The sequence below is a fragment of the Prevotella communis genome, from assembly GCF_022024175.1.
Classification (GTDB): domain Bacteria; phylum Bacteroidota; class Bacteroidia; order Bacteroidales; family Bacteroidaceae; genus Prevotella; species Prevotella communis.
Genome location: NZ_CP091794.1, coordinates 3,031,096 through 3,055,348 on the forward strand (window position 1 = coordinate 3,031,096; position 24,253 = coordinate 3,055,348).

At 48.5% G+C, this 24,253-nt stretch carries 20 protein-coding genes; 15 read left to right on the forward strand and 5 right to left on the reverse strand.

Annotated features, from left to right (window positions below; genetic code table 11):
- Window positions 1-3: 3 nt before the first annotated feature.
- Genes porM through L6466_RS12130 form a run of 4 tightly spaced genes read right to left on the reverse strand, consistent with a single transcriptional unit; the run spans window position 4 to window position 4,943 of the window.
- Window positions 4-1,563 (reverse strand): type IX secretion system motor protein PorM/GldM, encoded by a 1,560-nt coding sequence (gene porM, locus L6466_RS12115; protein WP_237794658.1) that lies wholly within the window; start codon window positions 1,561-1,563, stop codon window positions 4-6.
- A 50-nt stretch (window positions 1,564-1,613) separates the two neighbouring features.
- Window positions 1,614-2,462 (reverse strand): type IX secretion system motor protein PorL/GldL, encoded by an 849-nt coding sequence (gene porL, locus L6466_RS12120; RefSeq protein ID WP_237802712.1) that lies wholly within the window; start codon window positions 2,460-2,462, stop codon window positions 1,614-1,616.
- Between the two features lie 51 nt (window positions 2,463-2,513).
- A complete protein-coding gene (gene porK / locus L6466_RS12125; RefSeq protein WP_091814656.1) occupies window positions 2,514-3,977 on the reverse strand; it encodes a T9SS ring complex lipoprotein PorK/GldK in 1,464 nt (487 codons plus the stop codon).
- A 27-nt stretch (window positions 3,978-4,004) separates the two neighbouring features.
- A complete protein-coding gene (locus tag L6466_RS12130) occupies window positions 4,005-4,943 on the reverse strand; it encodes a PorP/SprF family type IX secretion system membrane protein (protein WP_091850973.1) in 939 nt (312 codons plus the stop codon).
- Window positions 4,944-5,052: 109 nt separating this feature from the next.
- Here L6466_RS12130 and L6466_RS12135 point away from each other — a divergent pair, with 109 nt between their 5' ends.
- From L6466_RS12135 to L6466_RS12150, 4 genes are read left to right on the forward strand one after another with little or no spacing between them, the layout of a single operon-like run.
- Window positions 5,053-5,817, forward strand: coding sequence for an amidohydrolase (locus L6466_RS12135; RefSeq protein ID WP_237802711.1), 765 nt, complete (start codon window positions 5,053-5,055; stop codon window positions 5,815-5,817).
- Between the two features lie 2 nt (window positions 5,818-5,819).
- Complete coding sequence (locus L6466_RS12140) at window positions 5,820-7,421, forward strand: thiamine pyrophosphate-dependent enzyme (protein ID WP_091814664.1); 1,602 nt, start codon at window positions 5,820-5,822, stop codon at window positions 7,419-7,421.
- Window positions 7,418-7,987 (forward strand): indolepyruvate oxidoreductase subunit beta, encoded by a 570-nt coding sequence (locus L6466_RS12145; RefSeq protein ID WP_091814667.1) that lies wholly within the window; start codon window positions 7,418-7,420, stop codon window positions 7,985-7,987. The genes L6466_RS12140 and L6466_RS12145 overlap by 4 nt, the downstream gene beginning before the upstream one ends.
- Window positions 7,988-8,020: 33 nt before the next feature.
- Window positions 8,021-8,344, forward strand: coding sequence for a DUF3467 domain-containing protein (locus tag L6466_RS12150; protein WP_091814670.1), 324 nt, complete (start codon window positions 8,021-8,023; stop codon window positions 8,342-8,344).
- A gap of 8 nt (window positions 8,345-8,352) precedes the next feature.
- Here L6466_RS12150 and L6466_RS12155 read toward each other — a convergent pair whose 3' ends face one another.
- Complete coding sequence (locus L6466_RS12155) at window positions 8,353-9,513, reverse strand: dienelactone hydrolase family protein (protein ID WP_237802710.1); 1,161 nt, start codon at window positions 9,511-9,513, stop codon at window positions 8,353-8,355.
- Window positions 9,514-9,674: 161 nt separating this feature from the next.
- Between L6466_RS12155 and L6466_RS12160 the strand changes: the two genes are divergently transcribed.
- From L6466_RS12160 to L6466_RS12210, 11 genes are all read left to right on the forward strand, one after another.
- The gene (locus L6466_RS12160; protein WP_431356498.1) at window positions 9,675-11,018 is read left to right on the forward strand and encodes an anaerobic C4-dicarboxylate transporter; all 1,344 of its coding nucleotides are present in this window, start codon (window positions 9,675-9,677) and stop codon (window positions 11,016-11,018) included.
- 30 nt (window positions 11,019-11,048) lie between these two features.
- On the forward strand, window positions 11,049-13,271 hold the full coding sequence (locus tag L6466_RS12165) for a beta-glucosidase (RefSeq protein ID WP_091814675.1): 2,223 nt from the start codon (window positions 11,049-11,051) through the stop codon (window positions 13,269-13,271).
- Window positions 13,272-13,466: 195 nt separating this feature from the next.
- A complete protein-coding gene (gene rpsL / locus L6466_RS12170; RefSeq protein WP_013063973.1) occupies window positions 13,467-13,847 on the forward strand; it encodes a 30S ribosomal protein S12 in 381 nt (126 codons plus the stop codon).
- Window positions 13,848-14,001: 154 nt separating this feature from the next.
- Window positions 14,002-14,478: a 30S ribosomal protein S7 gene (rpsG, locus tag L6466_RS12175; protein WP_091814789.1), complete on the forward strand. Its 477-nt coding sequence runs from the start codon at window positions 14,002-14,004 to the stop codon at window positions 14,476-14,478.
- Window positions 14,479-14,512: 34 nt separating this feature from the next.
- The gene (gene fusA, locus L6466_RS12180) at window positions 14,513-16,639 is read left to right on the forward strand and encodes an elongation factor G (protein ID WP_237794643.1); all 2,127 of its coding nucleotides are present in this window, start codon (window positions 14,513-14,515) and stop codon (window positions 16,637-16,639) included.
- Between the two features lie 137 nt (window positions 16,640-16,776).
- Entirely contained in the window at window positions 16,777-17,082 is a 306-nt protein-coding gene (rpsJ, locus tag L6466_RS12185; RefSeq protein ID WP_091814681.1) for a 30S ribosomal protein S10, read from the forward strand.
- A 150-nt stretch (window positions 17,083-17,232) separates the two neighbouring features.
- Window positions 17,233-17,721 carry a TlpA family protein disulfide reductase gene (locus L6466_RS12190; RefSeq protein WP_237802708.1) on the forward strand — a complete coding sequence of 163 codons (489 nt, stop codon included), beginning with the start codon at window positions 17,233-17,235 and terminating at the stop codon, window positions 17,719-17,721.
- Window positions 17,722-17,728: 7 nt separating this feature from the next.
- Window positions 17,729-19,321 carry a DUF6029 family protein gene (locus tag L6466_RS12195; protein WP_091850994.1) on the forward strand — a complete coding sequence of 531 codons (1,593 nt, stop codon included), beginning with the start codon at window positions 17,729-17,731 and terminating at the stop codon, window positions 19,319-19,321.
- A gap of 6 nt (window positions 19,322-19,327) precedes the next feature.
- Entirely contained in the window at window positions 19,328-20,110 is a 783-nt protein-coding gene (locus L6466_RS12200) for an Omp28 family outer membrane lipoprotein (RefSeq protein WP_237794633.1), read from the forward strand.
- A gap of 18 nt (window positions 20,111-20,128) precedes the next feature.
- A complete protein-coding gene (locus tag L6466_RS12205) occupies window positions 20,129-20,779 on the forward strand; it encodes a hypothetical protein (RefSeq protein WP_237802707.1) in 651 nt (216 codons plus the stop codon).
- Window positions 20,780-20,834: 55 nt separating this feature from the next.
- Window positions 20,835-24,239 carry a COG1361 family protein gene (locus L6466_RS12210; RefSeq protein ID WP_237802706.1) on the forward strand — a complete coding sequence of 1,135 codons (3,405 nt, stop codon included), beginning with the start codon at window positions 20,835-20,837 and terminating at the stop codon, window positions 24,237-24,239.
- Window positions 24,240-24,253 lie beyond the last annotated feature (14 nt).

Consider the following 24,253-nt stretch of genomic DNA (forward strand, 5'->3'; position numbering starts at 1 on the left):
CAATTATTTCACAATGATTTCTATCGGGGTCTTCAGCGTACGCTGGATACCGTCAGGGCCAATCGCCACGACATTCGTGATGTAGAAACGGCGATTACGTGCCAACTTACGGAACGTATCTTTCTGACGAGCTGAGAATCTGTCACCATCACCTGCCATCAAGACAGACTCACCCATATTGCCTGAGAATACTGTCTCAAACGAGAGTACACGGAAACCTATATCCAAGATACCGTCATCGATAGCAGCACCAATACCTTCTACGCCTAACAAGCTACCCTTTGCTAATCCACCGCCTCTGAAACGCAAAGGATTACCCTTCTCATCCTTCATATCTATATAAGGTGTTGGATCCGGCAGACGACGAACACGGAACGAGAACTGTCCCATTTGCTGAGGATGTCCAGTATTTGTCGATATAACCGTTATCGTAGCATTCTCGCCTATCTTTGACGGACGGGCGATATACTTACCAGGCCCTGTAGGTGTCAGAGTACCGTTGGTCATCGTTGCAGAAATCTTATTCAGAGGCACACCTGGTACAGAGATGCTGATGGGATTAGAATAGCCGGCATACAACATATTCATCAGGTCTGCCGAAACCGTTGCACTGGGATCGACCACAGTATATTTCTGGGAGAAGTCCCGACGGATGGCATCACCATTACCATTTGTTGTCTGGATATAGCCCGACAGGGTAAAGTCGCCAGTACGTCCGCAAACGGTCTCATAAAGTCCGTCTTTCAAGTCTACTTTCTGGTTACCGATGAATATCTCCGGTACCTGCGTGGTATCCACGGCAGCCATGACGATGCGAGCAGAGAACCTATCACCACGAACGATGGTCTGGGAGTTGGGAATCACAAACGCATTCAGCGCATTCACACGGATATCTTTCACGTCAATGTTCTGAACCAGTTTATGTAACACTTCCTTCTCTGCATTGCGCACATCGCTCTGCAGTTTAGACAGCAGAGTAACAGCAGCTGCCGCTGGCATGGACTCAAACATATACTCCTGCCAGTTCTTACCCAATCCTGTGGACGGAACTTCCGTAGTCAGGTCACTGGCAATACGGCGCTGCTGGTCCTTATCATCCACCATTTTGAGGATACCTTCACGATAACGCTCAATCGCTTTCTTCAACTCATCGCCACGTCCGCGTCCTGGAGCCAGCATCACCTGGTTCGCGGCCTCAAGGTCCTCCTTGTTTACGATTTTAGCAGGATTACCATCAGCACCATCTGCCTCCTGCGCAATAGCCAATTTCAAATCAGCAGCCAAATTATAGAGAGAGTCGCTCGACAGTTTTACAAGCTGTGCCTTCTCATACCATTCCTTCACCTTCTGAGGGTTGGCTTTCATCTGCTGGTCAAAATCCTCGTATATAGCCAGGTTCTCCTTTGCTGCATTCTCAGTGGTACGCTTCAAACTCTCCTCCACGATAGAGAAACCGTTGAGCACCTCATTCGAGACATTCAGCGCAAGCATTGCCATCAAGACGACGTACATCAAGTTAATCATCTTCTGGCGCGGAGATACAGGTCTTTTCTTTATTGCCATAGTTTCTTATTGTTTCTGCCGCCATCTGGCAGTAGCAAATTCTTCACTTTTCACTCTTCACTTTTCACTACCTTCGGCATATTCACCGTCATAGCCTCAATCATGCGGGTATAGATCTGGTTAAGTTCCGCAATCTGTTCTGCCATACGTTTGCTCTGCTCGTTAATCTGATCGATAGTGCCAATCTGCTGAGAAGCACCCTTCAACTGCATCTCGTAAACCTTACAGATGCCTGTGAGGGTACGGTTGAGATTCTCCATCTCCTCACTGTCGCGTGTCAGACGCTCACTCTGCTCAGACACCTTCTGCAGGGTTTCTGTGAGTTTCTTCAACTGCTCCACATAACCAGCCGTAGCCTCTTCCATTTCCTCTGCATCAATCTCGGGCAACTCTGGCTGCTCAACAACGCCACCAATGACACCGCCACCAATGACACCGCCGCCGATGATACCACCGCCAACGACGCCACCAGCAGTCGCTACACCACCGGTTGCCACATTCTCTCCAGCAGTTCCGTCTGCGGCAATGGTACCACCACCAACATTTCCGCCACCGATAATCACGGTACCGCCACCTACGCCAGAGATACCTGATACACCAGAAACACCAGAGGCCATCTCAACATTCTCTCCATCAACATGCGTAGGCAGGTCCATACCATCTGCAGTCTTGTCAAATGGACGGTCAAAGGCTGCGATAAAGAACACAAACACCTCAGTACCCATACCGATAAACAGCATCAAGTTTGCTCCTGGCAGGTGGGTCAATTTGAAAAGTGTACCCAGAATAACGATTGATGCACCCCAACTATAGGCATAGTTCATGAATGTCTGCCCTGGTACACTATCCAACCACTTCTGTAAGCGGTAGATGATATTGAATTTACTATACTTTGTCATTGTGATATTTCGTTATGGCGTTATTCCGTTATTACGATATAACGACTTATTTTACTTTCTTGATTTCTTTGCAGACGCCTTAGCGGGCTTCACTTTCTCACTTGTCGTATTTGCCAACGAACGTACGCAACGGAAGCCGATGTACGAGCGAGGCTGGTTCTGATATTCACTGCTACGCCATGCAGAACGGATATAGTTCTCGGGATCTTTCCATGAACCACCACGTACACTCTTCTTCTTCAAACGATAAGGATCCTCAAGGGCCGCATTATACTTCAGTTGCGGGTTGATATCATTCATAGCATCCACACCAGCCTCTGTGTAAATGGTAGAAGTCCACTCAGCCACATTACCCGCCATATCAAAAAGGCCGTTGCTATTTGCACTATAAATTCCCACCTTCGACGTAATCAGGTTACCATCCTTGGTGTAGTTACCATTCTCAGGTTTGAAGTTAGCATAGAAACAACCCTTGCCACTTGCCACATCCTCGTTAGCCCAAGGGAACTCATTCTGTTCCTTGCCACGAGCGGCATATTCCCATTCTGCCTCCGTTGGCAGACGATAGCGCTGAACTTGACGGGCAGCAGGGCCAAGTCCCTTCAGCAGGAACTCCGTGCGCCATGCACAGAAAGCATTAGCCTGTTCCCAAGTAACGCCCACCACGGGATAGTCATTATAGGCCGCACTTGAGAAATAATTGCGCATATACACCTCGTTATCAGCATTGGGGAAGTCGTTCACCCAACAGGTAGTGTCAGGATAGATATTAATAATATAAGTATTAAGGAAGTCCCATGGACCACTCAACTGGCGATTGATGGTCTGACGAATAATCTTACCCTCCTCATCAATATAAGCAGTATCCTTGGAAATCCACACTTCTTCCTGAGGATTCACAACCACATCCGTATTCAGGTTGCGTTCCTGAGGATTCAGACGGTTATGACGTTTGGCTGCCTCAACATAGTCGTAAACCTCATAGCGATAGTTCATCTGACTGGCATCCAACATTTTCTCGCCCGTTACAGGGTTCGTCACATATACGCTCTCTATGGCACGACGTTCATCCTCATTAGGTTTACGGGGCAGAGCTTTCTTCCAGTTCAGGTGTGGCTTCACAAGATTTCCATCCTTGTCTTCCTCCTCCTCAATCTTATAACTTTCGTCACCACCATAGTTAGGATCAGCCAGACGCTCGCGAATGATTGAGTCGCGTACATAATTCACAAACTGACGATACTCAGAATTTGTAATCTCCGTATCATCCATCCAGAAGCCCTCTACTGAGATATCCTTTACAGGTGTTTGTTTTCCCCATAGCGAATCAGCGGTTTCCAGTCCCATACGCAGATGACCACGCTTCACAAGCACCATTCCATAAGGAGCGGGTTCTGTAAAAGCATGTCCGTTGGATCCTGTCAGTTCACCTCCTGCAGATGTTGTCTCCTTTCCACCGAAACAACTTGCGAGAACAAGTGCTACGACTAGAAGGCAAAAAACATTTTGTTTCATATTTCGACTTTTTTCTTTATTCATTATTTATAATAGTCTCACACTCTGATGACGGTTCCGGCCTTTCTTCGAGAAATTGATATCTGTCTGATAGCCCACAAACAGTTCGTGCCCGCCATTGCCGATGCTCAGGGCCGTTGTGTAGTATTCATAACTATAGCCCAACATCACACCGTGGAACTTGCCGCCAACATAAGCCGTAATCGATGTTCCCGGACTATAGCCCAGTCCTGCATACATCACTTTCTGCTCATGAACGTAGGTCAGACGTGTTGTAAAATCAGTGCGATATCCCACCCCGTCTGAACGTCCCATAACAGATGGCTGTATTGATAAGAACGGATTTCTAAGGCGAATATTGCATCCAGCCATAAAATAATATGACATAGCAATGTCCAATTGATTGGTTTCGCCTATTTCTACCTCGGGTGCAAGCAGATGTTGAACCGATGCACCTGCATACCACGACTTCTGCTGATAATAGACTCCTGCATTAAGATCAAAGGCCGTTCCGTCAACATTTGACGTGGGCAGTGCTTCATCACCAGAGTCAATGAAATCCAGTTCAGAGCCTTTCAAAGTCTCGCTGAGCATCGCCGGTTGTATACCCAGACTCAACACACCACCGAGAAGTTTTATTTTCGGTGCATACATCACCGAGAATTTCTTATGAGAGAACACACCGATATCATCGTTCACGATCTGCGCGCCTACGCCATGATAAGTACCCAGGAACTGAAAGGGCAGATCCGCAGAAAGAAACATCGTCTTTGGATTATGCTCAAAACCCACCAGCGACATATTATAATCCACCACCACGTTCACTTTATTCTGTTTACCAGCAGCGGCAGGATTATACGCCGTCTCCATCGCCCAGTAGTGACTGAACGACGGATCATACTGTGCCTGCACCCCCTGCAAGGCCATCAGTAGTAGGGCCAATATCAACAGATTTCGCCTTAACACGTTATCAATAACGCAGTTTTTACCTTATTTATTATAATTTTTAATCACAAAAACTTTGGCAATCCCGCAAAAACATTGTAAATTTGCAAACTCAAATAGTAACCTAAGCATGAAAGTAGCCATCGTACAGCACGATATTGTATGGGCACAGCCGACGGAAAATCTCCGCCACCTTAGCCAACTTCTCGACCGACAGTCGGAGGCTGACTTATACGTATTGGCAGAGACTTTCACCACGGGATTCATGGCTAAAGGTAATAAAACCACAGACATCTCCCACGGTCTGACGTGGCTACAACAGCAGGCAAAAGAAAAGGATGCCGCCTTTGCTGCAAGCATCGCCACAAAAGATGAGGACGGGAGTTTACGCAACCGTCTTTTCTTTGTACGTCCCGACGGCACCTACGACTATTACGACAAGCATCACCTCTTCAGCTATGCAGGTGAGACGGATGTCTATGTAGCCGGACAGGAGCGTGTTATCGTAGAATGGCGCGGAATCAGATTTCTCCTGCAGGTATGCTACGATTTGCGTTTCCCCGTATTCAGTCGCAACTGTTTGGATTATGACGCAGTCATCTATGTGGCCAACTGGCCAACACCACGCATTGACGTATGGCAGACGCTGCTCAAGGCCCGTGCATTAGAGAACCAATGCTTCGTCATTGGCGTCAATCGCATAGGAGAGGACCCTGCCTGTACCTATTCTGGAGCCTCTGCCATCATAGATGCCTACGGAAAGACGATAGCCCATTGCAACGATCACGAAGAAGGAATTGCTATTGGCGAACTCAACATAGCGCAACTACTGCGCTTCAGAGAGAAATTCCCTGTTTTACAGGATGCAGATGATTTTATATTAAAAAACCAGTAAATATGAAGAAACAACTATTACTTGGCGACGAAGCCATTGCGCTGGGAGCGCTACATGCCGGACTATCAGGTGTGTATGCTTATCCTGGCACCCCGTCGACAGAAATTACGGAGTTCATCCAGGGCAACGCCCTTGCTAAGGAACGCGGCGTACACAGCCGTTGGTCAACCAACGAAAAGACAGCCATGGAGGCCGCATTGGGTATGTCGTTCATGGGCAAGCGTGCACTGGTATGTATGAAGCACGTAGGCATGAACGTCTGTGCCGACCCGTTTGTCAACAGCGGCATGACTGGCGTGAACGGTGGTGTGGTAGTCCTCGTGGCTGACGACCCCTCGATGCACTCCTCTCAGGATGAACAGGACTCTCGTTTCTACGGCAAGTTTGCAATGGTGCCCATTTTCGAGCCCAGCAATCAGCAGGAGGCCTACGACATGATGGCTGCAGCCTTCGATTACTCAGAGAAGCAGTGCTTGCCAGTATTGATGCGCGTCACCACCCGTATGGCACATAGTCGCGCCGTCGTTGAGTGTGTTGACGTTCCGCGCCAACAGAACGAGCTTAACTACAACGCCGAGGCCAAGAACTGGGTGCTGCTGCCTGCCAATGCCCGTAAGCGCAATGATATCGTGACGGCTCAACAGGCTTCCTTGGAGGAAGATGCCGCCAATTCACCTTATAATATATATATAGAAGGTCAGGACAAGTCGCTGGGTATCATTGCCAGTGGTATCGGCTTCAACTACGTAAACGAGTGTTTCCCCAGTGGAAGTCCCTACCCCATCCTGAAGATTTCACAGTATCCGCTCCCCAAGAAACTGGTACGCCGCATGCTCAGCGAATGCAAGCAAGTGCTCATCGTTGAGGAGGGGCAGCCATTCATCGAGGATATGGTACGCGGTGTCAGCGAGAGTATGAACATCAAAGGCAAGCTCGACGGGACCCTGCCCCGTACAGGCGAACTGACCCCCGATATTGTAAAGAAAGCACTGGGCATGGAGATTGGCGAATGCTTCGACCCCTGCGCAGATGTTGCTCCACGTCCACCTGCACTCTGTCAGGGCTGTGGTCACCGTGATGTCTACGCTGCATTGAACGAAGTTCTGAAGGAATACGAGAATCCCCGTGTTTTCGGTGATATCGGTTGCTACACCCTTGGTTTCCTGCCCCCATTCCGCGCCATCCACTCTTGTGTTGATATGGGCGCTTCTATCACTATGGCCAAGGGTGCTGCCGATGCAGGCCAGTGGCCAGCTGTTGCCGTTATTGGGGACTCCACCTTCACCCATTCAGGTATGACCGGTCTATTGGATGCCATCAACGAGAATGCAAATATCACCGTGATTATCTCCGACAACCTTACCACAGGTATGACTGGCGGTCAGGATTCTGCAGGTACGAATAAGTTTGAAGCCATCTGCCGCGGACTCGGTTTGAGCGATGAGCACCTGAAGGTTGTTGTCCCTCTGCCCAAGAACATGCCGGAAATCACACAGATGATTCGCGATGAGATCAACTACAAGGGCACATCTGTCATCATTCCACGTCGTGAATGTATGCAGACCCTACAACGTCATTTGAAACAAAAGAAAGCAGCAAAATGAAGACAGACATTATATTGTGCGGTGTAGGAGGACAGGGTATCCTCTCTATCGCCACCATCATTGGCGAAGCAGCCATGAACGAGAACCTCTATATCAAGCAGGCCGAGGTACACGGTATGAGTCAGCGCGGCGGTGATGTGCAGTCAAACCTGCGCATTTCCAGCGATCCCATCCATAGCGACTTGATACCCAAGGGTGGAGCCGACGTAATCATCTCCATGGAGCCCATGGAGGCTCTGCGCTACTTGCCCTACCTGAAGAAAGACGGTTGGATTATCACCTCAGCCACTCCTTTCGTGAATATCCCCAATTATCCTGACATGGCTGTCATTGAGGCCGACCTCAAGAAACTGCCTCATGTCATCAGCATCAATATCGAGCAGATGGCCAAGGACAACGGGGTTCCCCGCTCTGCTAATGTAATTTTACTGGGGGCTGCCCAAAAGGCCCTCGGTATTGAATATGAAAAACTGGAAGATGCCATCCGTCGAGTTTTCGGTCGCAAGGGTGAAGCCATTGTAGAGGCCAACATCAAGGCTCTGGCACTAGGACGTGAGGCACAATAAAAGATAAAATTGCAAAAAGATAAAAAACATACAATGAACGAAAACGAGCAGAAGCAGCAAGGACTGCAATTAGAACTGACGCCCGACAAGGCGCAAGGTGAGTATGCCAACTTTGCCATCATCACCCATTCATCATCAGAATTTATCGTCGATTTCGCACGCATGCTCCCAGGCCTGCCAAAGGCCCAGGTACGTAGTCGTGTCATCCTGGCTCCCGAACACGCCAAACGTCTGTTGGGTGCACTCCAGGAGAATCTCATGCGCTACGAGCATCAATTCGGAAAGATAAAAATGCCAGAAGAAGAGCAAGGTCCACGCACTATCGCCCCCTTCGGATCAGGTAAGGGCGAGGCATAAGAAACACATCACAGATTTTTCTGGAAGAACTGGAGTACGCGTTCTTGGGCCCTCACAGGACAACTGTGGGGAATATCCCAAAGTTCCGTCTCCAGTTTTTCGTTGGCCCCCTGACTCTTCCAGGTATCGTGCATCACCTTGAAGGCTTTCTCGACACCAGGCACAGGGAAGAGTTTATCCTGCGAACCATTGATAAACAGCATCGCCTTAGGACAAGCCATACTGGCCACATGAGGATAGTCGAGCCAACGACGCAAGCCCGGGAAACAGTTGGCAAAACCGCCATTCTCCGTGCGACTATAGTTGAACGACATCTGTTCATCGGTAGTCACCATCCAACAAACGGCCGCACCAGCCTTGATACGATCACTCAAGGCCGACAACATCCAGGCACGATAGCCCCCCATGGAACAACCCATACAACCGATACGCTCAGCATCCACCTCTGGTAACGAGGCAAGAAACTCCGTACCGGCAATATCGTCATAGGTCATATAGGCTGATAAGTCAATGCCATACATCATCATGTTGCCGGCAATCATATCATAACGGTCGCGTTTAGGTCCTTCTTGTTGTCCACGCTCACCCCACATCGGCGCATCGGCAGAGAAAACAACATATCCATGACGAGCCAAATCATCACCAACGAACCGCCCCTCGTAAAGTTGATCAGCCCACTGTTGGGCATCAGCTCTGACAAGTGAGTCCTCGCAAGCCAACGGACGGATCATCTTCTCCTTTCCGATAAAGAGATGTGCCCCATGATCGTGCAAGGCATTAACTGCAGGAAAAGGTCCCTTACCGTCTGGTATCAACAGATAGGCAGGTACCGTATAATAGCGCGACAAGCGAATCTCTATCTTACGAGCTTTATAACCATCACGCTGTTCCTCAGCCAATACTTTCATCTGAAAGCCGTCTGCTGGAGCTGGCGGGGGCGTCAACATACAGTCGAACACCTTCTGGCGCGCCACTTTTCGCCACACATCAAAATCCTTGATATCACTATTTCCCCAAGCCAAGGGATAAGTCAGGGCCTTGATCAACGAGTCAGCATAAACAGGCAAGTTGCGCTTAAATTCATACTTTCCACGTTTCTGCGCAAGCGAAGGCATCACTACCAACAGGTCAACGACTATGATAAAAACAAGCAATAGATACTTCTTCATAAGCTCTTCGTTTATGATATTACAGGTTGCAAAGATACACAATAATATCAGAATCCTATACTTAAAAAATCTTAAAGACGGATTTTTGCGCCATTCATACTTCCCAAATATTGGAAATAATTCCTATCTTTGCGTATTCTTATAACTTAAAACTATATCCTATGAGTATTTTGATGATTGTAGAACTAATGGTCGTACTCCTTGCGTTGTACGTCGGCTCACGCTACGGAAGTTTGGCGTTGGGTGCTATTTCCGGTATTGGCTTAGCCATCCTCGTTTTCGGTTTTGGTATGAAACCAGGCAATCCTCCTACCGATGTTATCTACATCATCATTGCAGCCGTGACCTGTGCAGGTATGCTACAAGCGTCAGGCGGTATGGACTGGATGATACAAATAGCCGAGAAGTTACTGCGCAACCACCCCAAATGGATTACGTTCCTCGCACCTCTCTGTACCTTCTTCCTCACTGTTTTTGTGGGTACCGGTCACGTAGTCTATACCTTGATGCCCATCATCTGCGATATCGCCCTGAAGAAAGGAATCCGTCCAGAACGTCCCTGTGGCGTTGCATCCATAGCCTCACAGGTGGGTATTACGTGTTCCCCCATTGCCGCAGCCGTGGTGGCATTCTCTGCCATATCTGCAGAAAACGGTTTTGAGGTCAATAATATACAGATTGTGCTTATCTCCATTCCCGCCTGTCTATGCGGACTGATGGCAGCTGCAGCAGCCTCTTACAACCGCGGTCTGGATTTGGACAAGGATCCGCAATTCCAGGCAAAGCTAAAAGACCCAGAGCAGTACAATTACATTTATGGCAACAGTGCCACAACACTCGACAAAAGAATTGCTCCAGAAGCCAAGCGAGCCGTCTATGTATTCATGCTTGCTCTAGGTGCCATCGTGATGTTATCCGTGTTACAGATATTCGGCATCAACATCCTGCCATCTTGGGATGGTAAGCCCCTGAAGATGAATCTCGTCATTCAGATTGTGATGATTTCGGCAGCTGCCCTGATGATTATCTTCTGTAGAGCACAACCCAAGAAAGCCGTTGCAGGACCTGTATGGCAAAGTGGCATGGTGGCTGTGGTGGCTATCTACGGTATTGCCTGGATGGCCGACACATATTTTTCCAACTACATGCCAGAGATTCAGGCCATGCTCGAAGATATCGTAAAGTCACATCCATGGACCATTGCCATCGTCTTTTTCCTAGTATCGGTACTGATCAACTCACAAGGTGCTGTGGTGGTATCCATGTTGCCACTTGCCTATTCTCTTGGCATCGAAGGCCCTATCCTGTTGGGCGTATTGCCAAGCGTCTATGGTTATTTTTTCATCCCCAATTACCCATCAGATATTGCCACGGTAAACTTCGACCGAAGTGGTACCACAATTATCGGTAAGTACCTGCTCAACCACTCATTTATGATGCCTGGTCTTATCTGTGTGTTCGTATCAACTATCGTGGCTTACGCTCTATCCATGATATTCTTTTAACAACACATAACACCGATCCAAAACAAAGAAATGAAAAAGTTTTTAATCCTTGCTTCATTAGCACTGATTTCCTCTGCTGTCAAAGCACAGACGTATCTCAACCCACAGGCACCTATTGAGGAGCGCGTAAAGGATGCACTGAAACGTATGACCACTGAGGAGAAGATTAAAATTCTCCACGCACAGAGCAAGTTTACCAGCGCTGGCGTACCCCGCTTAGGCATCCGACAACTGAATATGGACGACGGCCCCCATGGGGTACGCGAAGAATTGGAATGGAACACCTGGAGTCCAGCGAAATGGACCAACGACTATATAGTGGCCTTCCCTTCTCTCACCTGCCTGGCAGCCACATGGAACCGTGACCTTTCCAACGCCTACGGCAATGCTGTCAGTGAGGAGTTTGCTTTCCGAGGCAAGGATATTATGCTGGGGCCCGGTGTCAACATCCAGCGCACGCCGATGAACGGACGCGCCTTTGAGTATATGGGTGAAGACCCCTACCTGGCTGGTGAGATAGTAGTACCCTACATCAAGGCTGCCCAGAAGAACGGCATCGCCTGCTGTCTGAAACATTTCGTACTGAACGACCAGGAGATTGACCGTTTCTCTGTCAACGTCAACGTGTCTGAGCGTGCCCTCCACGAGATCTACCTGTATCCGTTTAAACAGGCTGTAGAGAGAGCACATGTATGGACCATTATGGGCTCCTACAACCTGTGGGAAGGTGACCACTGCTGTCATAACGACAAACTGATTAACGGCATTCTGAAAAAAGACTGGAACTGGGACGGCGCACTGGTCAGCGACTGGGGCGGTACCACCAATACCATGCAGGCTATCTACGGTGGACTGGATATCGAGATGGGCACTTACACAGACGGCAAACTGCGTGAAAGCGCATTTGGCTATGACGACTACTACTTGGCAAAACCCTTTAGAGAGTTGGTCAACGATGGCAAGGTACCTATGTCTGTGCTCGACGAGAAAGCCGCCCGCGTGTTGCGCACCATCTTCCGCACAGCCATGAATCCCAACAAGGTGATTGGCAACCAGTGTAGTGAAGCACATTACGATGTGTGCCGACAGATTGCCGAAGAAGGTATTGTTTTGCTGAAGAATGAGTCGTCATTGCTACCCCTTGAGCTCAGCAAATACAAGAAGATACTTGTTGTTGGCGAGAATGCCACACGCTCTTTAACTCAAGGCGGTGGCTCATCGGAACTGAAAACACTCCGGGATATCTCGCCACTAGAAGCCCTACGCACCCAATTGTCAAATATCAATTCTCAATTGTCAATTGACTACGCCCCAGGCTACGCCTCCGGCCGTGCGATGTATGACCACGAGGACAAGGTTGACCCAGCCAAACAGGAGGCACTGAAGCAGGAAGCACTGGAGAAAGCCAAGAATGCCGACCTTATTATATATATAGGAGGACTCAACAAGAACCACAAACAGGATTGCGAGAATGGCGATCGCGAGTCATATGACCTTTCATTCGGTCAGAACGAACTCATCTCTGCTTTGGCCGAATTCGATGCTCCAATGATCGTGACGAACTTTGGCGGCAACCCCTATCATATGCCTTGGCTCAACAAGGTGGAGGGCCTCCTACATTGCTGGTACTTAGGCAGCGAGTCGGGCACAGCATTAGCCAACGTGCTTACCGGAAAGGTGAATCCCAGTGGCAAGCTTCCTGTTACTTTCGCAAAGAACTACGAGGATTACCCTTACGTAAAATATGGTCAGGAAGCCTACCCCGGCATTACAGGTGTTGAGACGCCAAAGAACAGTGCTGGTGAAATGGCTCGACGTCAGGTATATTACAAGGAAGACATCTTTGTAGGCTATCGCGGTTTTGAAAAGAATAAGACCAAGCCTCTCTTCCCCTTTGGTTTTGGACTGAGTTACACCACTTTCAAATACAGTAAACCCGCCATTACAAAAGATGCTGAGGGATGGAAGCTGACTATCGACGTGACCAATACGGGAACACGCGAAGGAAAAGAGACCGTACAACTCTACGTGGGTCAGGCCAAGGTCGCAGCAACCCGTCCAATCAAGGAACTGAAGAACTTTACCAAACTGTCGTTGAAGCCGGGCGAGACCAAGACAGCCACCTTCCGAATTACAGAAAAAGACCTCATGACATGGGACGAGCAAACCCACAACTGGAAATATGAGCCAACAAAGTTCATGGCCTACATCGGTGCGTCAAGTAATGAAATAAAAAGCAAAATCAGCTTTTAAAAAACGTTATTAACGTTATATTTTGTTAATTATACTCTTTTTCCGCAACCTCCTAGCCATATAGATTAGGTAGATTGCGGAAAATTGCGTACCTTTGCAGCCCGAAATGTCTCCGCAGAAGTGTGGAGATATGATAGTATGCGAAAATTTATACAATAATATATATAATAAACAACAAAATTAAAAAATTAAATTATGCCTACAATTTCACAATTGGTTCGCAAAGGCAGAAAGGTGATCGTAGACAAGTCTAAGTCACCCGCGCTGGACAACTGTCCTCAGCGTCGCGGTGTGTGTGTACGTGTCTACACGACCACTCCTAAGAAGCCTAATTCGGCTATGCGTAAGGTAGCCCGTGTTCGTTTGACTAACCAGAAGGAAGTCAACAGTTACATCCCCGGAGAGGGACACAACTTGCAGGAGCACAGCATCGTGCTGGTTCGTGGCGGTCGTGTAAAGGACCTTCCCGGTGTACGTTATCACATCGTTCGCGGTACTCTGGATACCGCCGGTGTAGCAAACCGCACACAGCGTCGTTCTAAGTACGGTGCTAAGCGTCCAAAGGCTAAGAAGTAATTAACCGGTGATGGTTAAGTAGCCGAATCAAAGAAAAGAAAAAGAAAACCGTTTTGCTGGTGAATCTTACACAAGGTTGAGTAAATGTCCGAGTGTGGACGTTGAAGAACAGACAAAGAACAGCCCTAGCAGACAAAATCATTCAAACAAAACAATGAGAAAAGCAAAACCAAAGAAGCGTGTGATCCTGCCGGATCCCGTCTTCAACGACACTAAGGTGTCTAAGTTCGTGAACCATCTGATGTTCGACGGTAAGAAGTCGAAGTCTTATGAGATTTTCTACAACTCTCTGGAGATTGTAAAGGACAAGATGAAGGATGCTGAGAAGGCTCCTCTGGAGATCTGGAAGCAGGCTCTGGACAATATCACTCCTCAGGTAGAGGTAAAGAGCCGCCGTATCGGTGGTGCTACTTTCCAGGTTCCTACCGAGATTCGTCCCGACCGTAAAGAGAGCATCTCTATGAAGAATATGATTGCCTTTGCTCGCAAGCGTAGTGGTAAATCTATGGCCGACAAGCTGGCTGCTGAGATTATGGACGCCTTCAACAACCAGGGTGGCGCATTCAAGCGTAAGGAGGATATGCACCGTATGGCCGAGGCTAACCGTGCATTCGCACACTTCCGCTTCTAATTTTAGGTAAAAAGATTAAAAGGAAAAGGAAAAGATGGCAAAACAAGATTTGCATTTGACCCGTAACATCGGTATCATGGCTCACATCGATGCTGGTAAGACCACCACTTCTGAGCGTATCCTGTTCTACACAGGTAAGACCCACAAGATTGGTGAGGTGCACGATGGTGCTGCTACCATGGACTGGATGGCACAGGAGCAGGAGCGCGGTATCACTATCACCTCTGCTGCTACCACCTGTAACTGGAAGTGGAACAACAACAATTACAAGATCAACCTGATCGATACTCCGGGACACGTGGACTTCACCGCTGAGGTAGAGCGTTCACTCCGTGTACTCGATGGTGCAGTTGCTACTTATTCTGCTGCTGATGGTGTACAGCCTCAGTCAGAGACCGTTTGGCGTCAGGCCGACAAGTACAACGTACCCCGTATCGGTTACGTAAATAAGATGGACCGTTCAGGTGCTGACTTCTTCGAGACTGTTCAGCAGATGAAGGACATCCTGGGTGCCAACCCCGTTGTTCTTCAGGTGCCCATCGGTGCAGAGGAGAACTTCAAGGGTCTGGTAGACCTCATCAAGATGAAGGCTATCCTGTGGCACGATGAGACCATGGGTGCTGAGTACGATGTTGAGGAGATTCCCGCTGACCTGAAGGACGAGTGCGACGAGTGGCGCATGAAGCTCCTCGAGGCTGCTGCCGAGTACGACGAGGCTTTGATGGAGAAGTTCTTCGACGATCCCGACTCAATCTCTGAAGCCGAGATTATCGCAGCTATCCGCAAGGGTACTATCGCTATGGAGTGTACTCCTATGCTCTGCGGTTCTTCATACAAGAACAAGGGTGTACAGCCCCTGCTCGACGCTGTCTGCTCATTCCTGCCCTCACCTCTGGATACAGAGGCTGTGGTTGGTACAAACCCCAACACTGACGAAGAGGAAAGTCGTAAGCCTAGCGAGGACGAAGCAACTTCAGCTCTTGCATTTAAGATTGCTACCGATCCATACATGGGTCGTTTGGTATTCTTCCGCGTTTACTCTGGTAGCGTGAAGGCCGGTTCTTACGTTTACAACCCCCGTTCAGGTAAGAAGGAGCGTATCAGCCGTCTGTTCCAGATGAACTCTAACAAGGAAATTCCTATGGACTCTATCGACGCAGGTGACATCGGCGCAGGTGTAGGTTTCAAGGATATCCGCACTGGTGACACCCTCTGCGACGAGGAGAAGCCCATCGTGCTGGAGTCAATGACCTTCCCTGACACTGTGATCTCTATCGCCGTTGAGCCTAAGTCACAGGCCGACATCGCTAAGCTGGACAACGGTCTTGCTAAGTTGGCTGAGGAAGACCCCACATTCACCGTACGTACCGACGAGCAGAGTGGTCAGACCATTATCTCTGGTATGGGTGAGCTCCACCTCGATATCATTATCGACCGTCTGAAGCGTGAGTTCAAGGTTGAGTGTAACCAGGGTAAGCCCCAGGTTAACTACAAGGAAGCTATCACCAAGGAGGTTGAAATCGAAGAGGTTTACAAGAAGCAGTCTGGTGGTCGCGGTAAGTACGCTAAGATGCTCGTTAAGGTTGGTCCCGTTGATGAGGATTACGACTTGAAGAACAATCCTGGCTTGCAGTTTGTCAACGAGGTTAAGGGTGGTAACATTCCTAAGGAGTTCATCCCCTCAATCCAAAAGGGCTTCGAGACAGCTATGAAGAATGGTATCCTCGGCGGCTATCCTGTTGACTCACTGAAGGTAGTTGTTGTCGATGGTGGTTTCCACCCCGTTGACTCTGACCAGCTCTCATTCGAAATCGCTGCCCAGATGGCTTACAAGGAGGCTTGCGCTAAGGCTAAGCCCGTTCTGATGGAGCCTATCATGAAGCTCGAGGTGGTAACACCTGAGGAGAACATGGGTGACGTTATCGGTGACCTCAACAAGCGTCGTGGTCAGGTAGAAGGTATGGAAGAGGCTCGTTCAGGTGCCCGTGTCGTTAAGGCAATGGTTCCCCTGTCAGAGATGTTCGGTTATGTAACCGCTCTGCGTACTATCACCTCAGGTCGTGCAACAAGCTCTATGGAGTACGATCACCACGCTCCTCTGTCAAGCGCTATCGCTAAGGCAGTACTCGAGGAGGTTAAGGGCCGTGCAGACCTCGTATAAAGAAAGGAAAAGTGAAGAGTGAAAAGTGAATAATTTGCTTCCGCTCTTCACTTACAATAAATGCTGTCGCTGAGCAAATGACTCTTTAGTGGCAGTTCAAAAATTTAATTTTTAATATTTAATTTTTAATTTAAGACATGAGTCAGAAAATTCGTATCAAGCTGAAGAGCTACGACCACAAGCTCGTAGACAAATCAGCCGAGAAGATTGTGAAGGCAGTAAAGGCTACAGGTGCCGTTATCAGCGGTCCTATCCCCCTCCCCACTCACAAGCGTATCTTCACCGTTAACCGCTCTACCTTCGTAAACAAGAAGAGCCGTGAGCAGTTCCAGTTGTCAGACTACAAGCGTCTGATTGACATCTACAGCTCAACAGCAAAGACTGTTGACGCCCTGATGAAGCTTGAGCTCCCCAGCGGTGTTGAGGTTGAGATTAAGGTCTAATACCCTTGGTTTTATCTACCATACAAACGGTATATTCGTAAGGATATACCGTTTTTTTGTGCAAAAAAAGTAAGTTTTATTTCATTTTATTACTTTTTTTACTACCTTTGCAGCAGAATTGTAAGGATTAACAGTATATTTATTGAAAAAATGAAGAAATTTTTGCTATTTTTTTTGTTTTCGGGTATTTTTTCGATAGGAGTAGCATCTGCTCAACTACCCAATGTAACTTTGAAAACTATAGATGGTAAAACAGTAAACACTGACACCTTAAAGAATGACGGTAAGCCATTCATCATTGATTTCTTTGCCACTTGGTGTAAGCCCTGCAATCGTGAGTTGGATGCCATCGCCGAAGTCTACGACGAATGGAAAGAAGAGACGGGTGTAAAGATCTTTGCCGTTAGTATAGACCAGGCTCAGAATATGAACAAAGTTAAACCCCTAGTCAATAACCATAGTTGGGAATACGATGTATTACTTGACCCCAACAGCGACTTCAAGCGTGCATTAGGCATTCAGACAATCCCCTTTGTACTAATCTGCGATGGGAAAGGGAATATAGTCTACAAGCATAACGGCTATACCGATGGTGCCGAAGAAGAACTCATTGAAAAAGTACGCGAACTCATAAAATAAGCGTAACATGAAGAGAACACTATTGATAGTTTTCAGTTTAACAATATCTATTCTACATATTGGTGCGCAAGAGGAGCAAAAAGGCATCACACTTTCTGGTAGCATACAAAGTGACGTACTTCTGCCACAGGACGACGAAAAGATTGGTGCAAAGAAAACAGGTGACCTCCTTACCAACACCTATGTTGACCTGCAGATGCAGAGTAAGCATGTAGATGCCGGGGCCCGTCTGGAATATCTTGAGCACCCACTGCCAGGCTTTGAGAACGATTTCAAAGGCTGGGGAATCCCAAACCTGTGGGTGAAAGGCAAGTTGGGGAATAACGAGTTCACCTTAGGCACCTTCTATGAGCAGTTCGGATCAGGCTTTATCCTCCGCACTTACGAAGAGCGGTCACTAGGCATCGACAATTCACTGTTGGGTGCCCGTCTACAGGCAAAACCCCTCAAGGGTGTTGTTCTGAAATTCCTCTCAGGCAAGCAACGTCACTATTGGAAGTGGGATGGCGGACTGGTATCAGGTGCTGACGCAGAGGTAGCCCTTGACGAATGGATATCAAAGTTACAGCAACACGACACCCGTCTGAGTCTCGGTGCCTCATGGGTAAACAAATATGAAAAGGACGAGGATATTTTCGTAGACCCCACCCATCGTCTGAACCTCCCCAAGTATGTCAACGCATGGGACGTTCGCACCACCCTGAACCGCGGCCCCTGGGGTATCCTTGCAGAATATGCCCAAAAGACACAAGACCCCTCATTCGATAATGACTACACCTATGACCCGGGACACGTAGCCATGCTCTCAGGCTCCTATTCCGAGAACGGTCTCAGCATTCTGGTACAGGCCAAGCGCTCAGAAAACATGTCGTTCCGCAGCAAGCGAAGCATGTTGGGCACATCATCATTTATCAACCACCTACCCGCCTTCACACTCGATCACACCTATGCCCTTGCCGCTCTCTACCCCTATGCCACCCAGTTGGCCGATGGTGAGTGGGCCTATCAGGCAGAAGTGGGCTATAACTTCAAACGTAAGACTACCCTCGGTGGTAAATATGGAATGAATGTGAAACTGAACTACTCTTACGTCCGCGCTATACAGCATGCCTGGCTGAAATGGGGTGAAGACACCTACTACCAGGATTTGAACGTACAAGTCACCCGTCGACTGACACGTGACGTGAAGCTCAACATGATGTACATGAACCAGCGCTACAACAAAACCGTTATTGAAGGAGAGGGAGGCATGATACATTCTGACATCTTTGTGGCCGATGCCATGTTCCAGATAGCCCACAGCACCAAGCTACGCACCGAACTGCAGTACCTCACCACCAAACAGGATGAGCGTGACTGGGCATTTGCTCTGGCAGAGCTATCACTCGCACCCCACTGGATGATTACGGTCAGCGACATGTGGAACTGTGGCGTCACCGATACCCACTACTATCAGGGCCTTGTGACCTATAATATCGGAAGCCATCGCATTCAGGCAGGTTACGGTCGAACCCGTGCTGGCTACAACTGTTCTGGAGGTGTGTGCCGCTACGTGCCTGCCACCAAGGGTTTCACACTGTCATACAACTATAATTTCTAAGGCATCATGAAGAAATATATACTTCCATTATATCTGATTGCATCACTGATAATGTTCGTAGCGTGCGACCATATCGCCGATGACGAGCGACTGATACACGTACCCATGCAACCCGCTAAACGCGTGGTGCTGCTGGAAGACTTTACAGGTCAGCAATGCGTCAACTGCCCCAAAGGCTCAGAGGTCATCGAACAATTACAAGAAGCTTATCCCGATAACGTCATAGCCGTAGGCATACACGGAGGTCCATTGGGCTTCAAGGGCAACAGTGTAAACATCGGGCTTGCGACCGACCTTGGAGACACATATTACAATCACTGGGAGCTAGAGTATCAGCCAGTAGGCCTTATCAACCGCCACGGAGCAGTGAACTATACCGACTGGACCAAAGGAGTCAAGGAAGAGTTGGAGAAAGAGTCACCCCTTGAAATGGAACTCACCGCCACACTTCAAGAGCATCAAGTGCATGTGACCGTCAAAGAGACAGCCCTTAGGGCCGGTATCAGCGGCAATGTGCAGGTATGGCTCCTGGAAGATGACATTACGGCCCTGCAGAAGATGCCCGATGGATCAGTCAATAAGACATACGTTCACAACCATGTGCTGCGTGCAGCCATCAATGGCACATGGGGTGAAGAATGCGCCCCCAGCGAAGGCGAGACCCTGACACAGGATTACCAGCAGACTATTGATGATACATGGAATACATCCAACCTCAGTGTTGTAGCCTTTGTCTATAACGACAGTGGTGTTCTGCAAGCTATCAAGACGACAATAGAGAAACAATAGGTATTAAAACAAACACTTATGAAAAAATTATTTACGTTATGCTTTGGGCTATTCGCTGCCCTCGCCCTTCAGGCACAAAACGAATTTCCACTTCAGTTTGCCGACAAAGACGGTAACGTCATTACTAACGGAACAACCCTGAACATTACTGAAGCAGAAGATGACGGCTTTGGAGACGTGCTGATGCCCTCTGGCATCTTTGTCAAGAACAACAGCAATGCCGAGGTGCAGTGTGCCGGTACATTCACCATACAGGCAATGAGCAACGGTTCCTTCCAGTCGTGTTTCCCCCTGAATTGCATGCAGGCACCCTCTGCAGGCAATTACACCACACAAAACGGCGCGTTGGCTGCTGGCGCCCTACAAAGCATGGCTACAGAATGGTTGCCCAAAGGAGAAGGTTCCTGCACAGTAGCCTACACCCTGGTTACCTATAAACAGAATGCGATTACCAAGAAATGGATGAAAGACCAGGAAGGTCCTACTATCACCCTTAAGTTCACATATGGCACCACGGGAATCAAGTCAGGCAAGACCAGCAAGACCATCAGTTCGGTAGTTTATTACGACCTGACAGGCAAAAAAATCAAGCAGCCAGTCTCTGGTGTTTACCTCACAAAGACCATCTATGCCGATGACACTATTACATGCGTTAAGATCAAAAAATAAACTAGCTAAAGAGATCTATCTCTAATCATTTATTATTAACAAAAACTAAAAAATTATGAGGCAAAAAGTATTACTCCTCATGCTGGCAACAGTATTCGCATTTGTCAGTAGTTTCGCGCAGACGAAAAAAGACGTCCGTCTGCCTAAGAAAGTTCAGGAAACACTTACCGAGATGCAGAAATCATCTCGTAAAAATCAGTCAGCAAAGACTCTGCAGCGCCAGACCGACCTATCCCGCCAGGAAGGCATGCGCACTATGTCATCCATCCATCAGAAGCTGAATGGCAAACAGACCGTTTCACGTCGTGCAAGCCGTCGTGCTGACATCATCACAGAACAGCCCGCAGGCGAATTGAAAATTTATGCCCGCAACTGCACCTCGTACTATGCCACGATGTTTGGCCTCGGAATGGCCGACGTAACTGGCGCTGTCGCCAGCGTAGTATTTGCAGATAACAACAAGGTATATTTTAAGGACTTGGTATCACAAGCCGGATTAGGCACATGGACAGAGGGCACCATCAATGGTTCTACCATTACCATCCAGTTGCCCCAGCAGGCAGGCTTCTCAGATTATGGCTATGGATTCTGTGTAGCCAAAATGACCTTGGATGCCGAACAGGGCACCTATGTTCCCGCAGCCAACCAGACGCTGACACTTAAGTACGATGCTTCAACAGGCAAGATCTCTACAAGTGGCAGTCTGAATAGTGGTGCAGAAGTCATCGGTATGATCTATGACGATGACTATTCATGGACTGGCTATGCCGACTTCAACATCAGCATCGCGCCTATCTCAGATCCCCTGGTTGAAGCTCCAGCCGGTCTCACAACCGAGACCTACGCACTGCAGGCCGAAGGTTATGCCGGTTCTCTCGTGCAGGTAGGTTTCAATGGCGACGATGTTTACGTGCAGGGCATAGACCAGAACCTGCCAGACACCTGGATCAAGGGCACTATTCAGGGCGATAAGGTCATCTTCAAGAATGCACAGTATGTAGGTGCCGACGAAAAAGCAGGATACCACCAATACCTGGTTTCTGCCGTAGGCAAGCTGGAATATGACGACTGGTATGAAGATTATGTCACGACCTACTCTCTTGCAAAAACCGACATTGAGTTCACCTATGATGCCAATGCAAAGACACTGACCAACAGCACCACCTTCCTGCTTAATTCTGGAAAGGCTGCCGTCAATTACCAGTACGTCTTCGACAAGGCTCAGTTAATTCCCTTCACCGAGGTTGCCGCTACCCCTGTAAAACCCGTTATCAACGAGCTCAACGAGGACGGATGGGAATACTTCGCCTTGGGCTATGGCTGGGGATCTATTGACTTCAATATTAATTGTGAGGATGTTAACGGCAACTATATCCGCGCCGACAAATTATCATACGCTCTATGGATTAAGGTGAATGGCGAAGAGAAGCAGTTGACAACCTCTTATCTGGACTACTCTAATCAGGTAGAAGAAACCATGACCGAGTTCCCCTATGGCTATTCTGACGGATGGGATGTTTACTGCACAGGTGCCAATAGTAGTTTCTACTATCACGTGATTGGTCCTGAGGCCTTTGGTGTACAGGCTATCTATCGTGGTGGCAACGAGGAGCACAAGTCAGAGATCGCATGGGTCGACGCCTATGGTTTTGGTTCAGAGGTTCAGCCTGCCGCAGCAACACCCGCTTATCCTGAGCCAACTATCAACGCCACCGATAAGACCATCACTTTCGGTTATTTCAAAGATAGCGGCGAGAATATCGCTACCGTAACGAACAATTCCAAGCCTGAGACCTACGATGTAGCCGTCAAGATTGAGAGTGCTGCCATGGTGGGCAACTATATCAAGAGCATCACTTTCCCCTTGCAGGAGACTGAGGGTGTTTCAGACATCAATGTATTCCTCACCTCACAACTGCGTGTTGAGAACGGCAAGAACGCCGCCGATATCGTTGTAAAGAACGTAACGCCTACTCAGGCCGGATACATTACCGTTGAACTCGAAAAGCCTTACCTCATCCCCGAGGGTGGTGTTTATGCCGGTTACTCCCTGACTATCAACAACGCGGAGTCTGAAGCCAACGCACAGCCTGTCGCTATCTGCGACAAACCTGCACAGGGTGGTTTCTATATGCATACCTCCGACGGATTCCTGAAGTGGCTCGATGTCTCTGAAGGTCTGGGCGGCAGCTCTCTGCTCACAGTCGACATCGTCGGCAGCACCGTCAAGAGCGACGCTGTGGTTATTGCCGACAGCGAGAGTCAGTATGTTAAGGCTGGTGAAGCATTCACACTGCCTGTCACCATTGTGAACTATGGTGGTAACGGTGCCACATCTGTTAATGTAGCCTACGAGGTGGCTGGTCTTTCTGACGACAAGCAGTTCAATGTAAGTCTGAATAACCGTTTCGGCGCTTCAACTACTGTAAAGCTCGAGATTCCCGCTATTGCGGACGCTGGCAACTACAGTCTAAAGGTTAAGGCTACCAAGGTGAACGGGAATGACAATGAAGAGGTCAACGTCACAGAGATTCCTCTCGCTGTCATGAAAACCCTGCCTAAGAAGCGTACCCTGCTCGAAGAATACACTGGTACATGGTGTGGCTGGTGCCCACGTGGCTACGTAGGTCTTGAGAAACTGGCAGAGCTCTATCCCGATGAGTATGTACTGGTAAGCTATCACAATAGCGATGACATGGAGATTATGCCCTCTTCCTACTTCCCCTCAAAGGTTGCCGGATTCCCCGATTCTTGGATGGACCGCAACGTTGAGCTCGATGCTTATTATGGTCTCTCAAATACTGATTTTGGCATTGCTGCTGACCTTGCCGAGAACAATAAACAGTTTGGACAGGCCGACATCACACTTGCTGCCGCACTCGATGCCAATGGTACCATCAATGTCACGACTGATGTCACATTCCCCTACGACCTGATTACAGATGAAAGCTATACCGTAGAATATATCCTCACCGCTGATGGTCTCACAGATCCTGCATGGGGCCAGTCAAACTACTTCGCTGGTGGTTCACAGGGCAATCCCCTCTATATGGATCAGTTTGCCAATGGCGAAAGCACCGTCTATGGTCTGGTATATAATGATGTTGCCGTGCTTACCTCAGAGTTGAAGGGTGGCGCCAACACTACCATCGACAACGCTACTGCCGACACGCCAGTCAAGGTGAACTACGCCTTCAGCATAAAGGACATTGTCAACACCAATGGCGCATCCTTCGTAAAGGATGTCACCAAACTGAAGGTTGTGGTTCTGTTGATTGACAACATGACGGGCACTGTGGCCAACGCCAACAAGACTGCTGTTGATACCTCTACTGGTATCAGTATCGTAGAACGCAACAACAACGAGCGCACTTCTATCTACGACCTCATGGGTCGTCGCATCAGTCAGCCTACCAAAGGCCTCTACATCACCAACGGTCGCAAGACGGTGATCAAGTAGCCCAAGCAGAGCTT

Coding starts and splice junctions, on each gene's coding strand:
- porM (WP_237794658.1), bottom strand. CDS start 1,563: ATGGCAATAAAGAAAAGACCTGTATCTCCGCGCCAGAAGATGATTAAC.
- porL (WP_237802712.1), bottom strand. CDS start 2,462: ATGACAAAGTATAGTAAATTCAATATCATCTACCGCTTACAGAAGTGG.
- porK (WP_091814656.1), bottom strand. CDS start 3,977: ATGAAACAAAATGTTTTTTGCCTTCTAGTCGTAGCACTTGTTCTCGCA.
- L6466_RS12135 (WP_237802711.1), top strand. CDS start 5,053: ATGAAAGTAGCCATCGTACAGCACGATATTGTATGGGCACAGCCGACG.
- L6466_RS12140 (WP_091814664.1), top strand. CDS start 5,820: ATGAAGAAACAACTATTACTTGGCGACGAAGCCATTGCGCTGGGAGCG.
- L6466_RS12145 (WP_091814667.1), top strand. CDS start 7,418: ATGAAGACAGACATTATATTGTGCGGTGTAGGAGGACAGGGTATCCTC.
- L6466_RS12150 (WP_091814670.1), top strand. CDS start 8,021: ATGAACGAAAACGAGCAGAAGCAGCAAGGACTGCAATTAGAACTGACG.
- L6466_RS12155 (WP_237802710.1), bottom strand. CDS start 9,513: ATGAAGAAGTATCTATTGCTTGTTTTTATCATAGTCGTTGACCTGTTG.
- L6466_RS12160 (WP_431356498.1), top strand. CDS start 9,675: ATGAGTATTTTGATGATTGTAGAACTAATGGTCGTACTCCTTGCGTTG.
- L6466_RS12165 (WP_091814675.1), top strand. CDS start 11,049: ATGAAAAAGTTTTTAATCCTTGCTTCATTAGCACTGATTTCCTCTGCT.
- rpsL (WP_013063973.1), top strand. CDS start 13,467: ATGCCTACAATTTCACAATTGGTTCGCAAAGGCAGAAAGGTGATCGTA.
- rpsG (WP_091814789.1), top strand. CDS start 14,002: ATGAGAAAAGCAAAACCAAAGAAGCGTGTGATCCTGCCGGATCCCGTC.
- fusA (WP_237794643.1), top strand. CDS start 14,513: ATGGCAAAACAAGATTTGCATTTGACCCGTAACATCGGTATCATGGCT.
- rpsJ (WP_091814681.1), top strand. CDS start 16,777: ATGAGTCAGAAAATTCGTATCAAGCTGAAGAGCTACGACCACAAGCTC.
- L6466_RS12190 (WP_237802708.1), top strand. CDS start 17,233: ATGAAGAAATTTTTGCTATTTTTTTTGTTTTCGGGTATTTTTTCGATA.
- L6466_RS12195 (WP_091850994.1), top strand. CDS start 17,729: ATGAAGAGAACACTATTGATAGTTTTCAGTTTAACAATATCTATTCTA.
- L6466_RS12200 (WP_237794633.1), top strand. CDS start 19,328: ATGAAGAAATATATACTTCCATTATATCTGATTGCATCACTGATAATG.
- L6466_RS12205 (WP_237802707.1), top strand. CDS start 20,129: ATGAAAAAATTATTTACGTTATGCTTTGGGCTATTCGCTGCCCTCGCC.
- L6466_RS12210 (WP_237802706.1), top strand. CDS start 20,835: ATGAGGCAAAAAGTATTACTCCTCATGCTGGCAACAGTATTCGCATTT.